Annotated in this window: 1 protein-coding gene; it reads left to right on the top strand. The window is 65.1% G+C overall.

The window, feature by feature from the left end; all coding sequences use genetic code 11:
* Positions 1-69 precede the first annotated feature (69 nt).
* Positions 70-1617 carry an IS1182 family transposase gene (locus BST14_RS27985; RefSeq protein ID WP_083067477.1) on the top strand — a complete coding sequence of 516 codons (1548 nt, stop codon included), beginning with the start codon at positions 70-72 and terminating at the stop codon, positions 1615-1617.
* The last annotated feature ends 116 nt before the right edge of the window (positions 1618-1733 follow it).

Below are 1733 nucleotides of genomic sequence, written 5' to 3'. Positions count from 1 at the left end.
CTAGGAGCTTGCTGAATTAGTTCCGCGTGGCGGGCGTGGTCGTCGGGGGGCTTTGGGGATGATTGTTGGGTGCAGGGTCGATCTGATGATCAGCGTGAGTTGTTGGATGCGGAGTCGGTTACCGGGCATCTTCTCAAGGCCGACAGCGTGTTTGCGTTCCTGGCTGCCCACCGCCGGGAGTTGTTTCCTGAGGAGATGTTCGCCGATTTGTTCCCGTCGAGGCGGGGGCGGCCGAGCGTGCCGGCTGAGGTGATGGCGTCTGTGATCACCTTGCAGGCCCTGCACGGGATGTCGGATAACGAGACGGTTGACGCGGTGACCTTCGACCTGCGGTGGAAGGCGGCCTGTGGGCTGCCGATCACTGATGCAGCCTTTCATTCGACGACGTTGACCTATTGGCGTCGCCGGTTGGCGGCCTCGGATCGGCCGAACCGGGTTTTTGAGGCGGTCAAGGCAGTCGTGGCCGAGACGGGGGTGTTGGCGGGCAAGCCACGGCGGGCCTTGGATTCCACGGTGCTCGACGATGCGGTGGCTACCCAGGACACCGTGACCCAGTTGATCGCCGCGATCCGGCGAGTGCGCCGCGAAGTCCCTGGCGCTGCGGCGGTGGTTGAACAGCACTGCACCGCTCATGATTACGACGATCCGGGTAAACCCGCGATTGCATGGGACGACAAGGCCGCTCGGGATCGGCTGGTGGATGGTCTGGTTGGCGATGCTCACCGGGTGCTGGGCTATCTGCCTGAGCAGGAATTCGCAGCGCGGGCAGCCGAGGCGGTGGCGTTGTTGGCGTTGGTGGCCGGTCAAGACGTTGAACCGGTCGAGGGCTCTGATGGCACCGACGGGCACTGGCGCATCGCTCAGCATGTCACTGGGGATCGCGTGATCTCCACCGTCGATCCCGACACTCGGCACGCTCACAAGACGGTGCACCGCCGCCAGGACGGCTTCAAAGCTCACCTTGCCGTCGAGCCCGATACCGGAATCATCACCGATTGCGCGTTGACCAAGGCCAGCGGCGCCGACAATCACGAGGCCGTCGTCGGGCTGAGCCTGCTCGAGGGCGAAGACACCCCGGTGCGGGTATTGGGCGATTCGGCGTATGGCACCGGGGCCGCACGGGCAGCACTGGCCGATGCCGGCCACGTCGCGGTGATCAAACCGCTACCGCTACGCCCGCCGGTTGCGGGCGGATTCACCAGCGACGATTTCCTCATCGACTTTGACACCCGCCTGGTGACCTGTCCGGCAGGACACCAGAGGCCGATCCGTCCCAGTGGTGGAGTCGCCTTCGAAAGACACTGCCGCTCATGCCCATTGGCATCTCAGTGCACGACCGCCACTCGCGGACGAAAGCTCACCCTGCACATCCACGAGCAGTTACTGCGCGCCGCTCGCGTCGCGGCCCGCGAGCCTGACTGGCAAGCTGAATACCGCCAACACCGGCCCATGGTGGAACGCTCGATGGCCTGGCTCACCCGCGGCAACCGCAAAGTCCGATACCGCGGCATCGCCAAAAACGATCACTGGCTCCATCACCGCGTTGCCGGGTTGAACCTGCGCCGGCTCATCACCATGGGCCTGATCCACACCGGCACCACCTGGGCCCTGGCCTAACACGCCGCTTGCCCTAGCCAAGGACCGGTGCAACGCTCAACCCGGCGGGGCGATCTCTTTTCTGTCGACCCGAGGGTCTGACTCCAACACGCCGCGAGACGGCTCGAGACGCCCCG

This window comes from Mycobacterium arosiense ATCC BAA-1401 = DSM 45069, from assembly GCF_002086125.1.
GTDB lineage: Bacteria > Actinomycetota > Actinomycetes > Mycobacteriales > Mycobacteriaceae > Mycobacterium > Mycobacterium arosiense.
The sequence above is the reverse complement of the archived record's forward strand: the minus strand, read 5'-3'. Positions and strand labels throughout refer to the sequence as shown.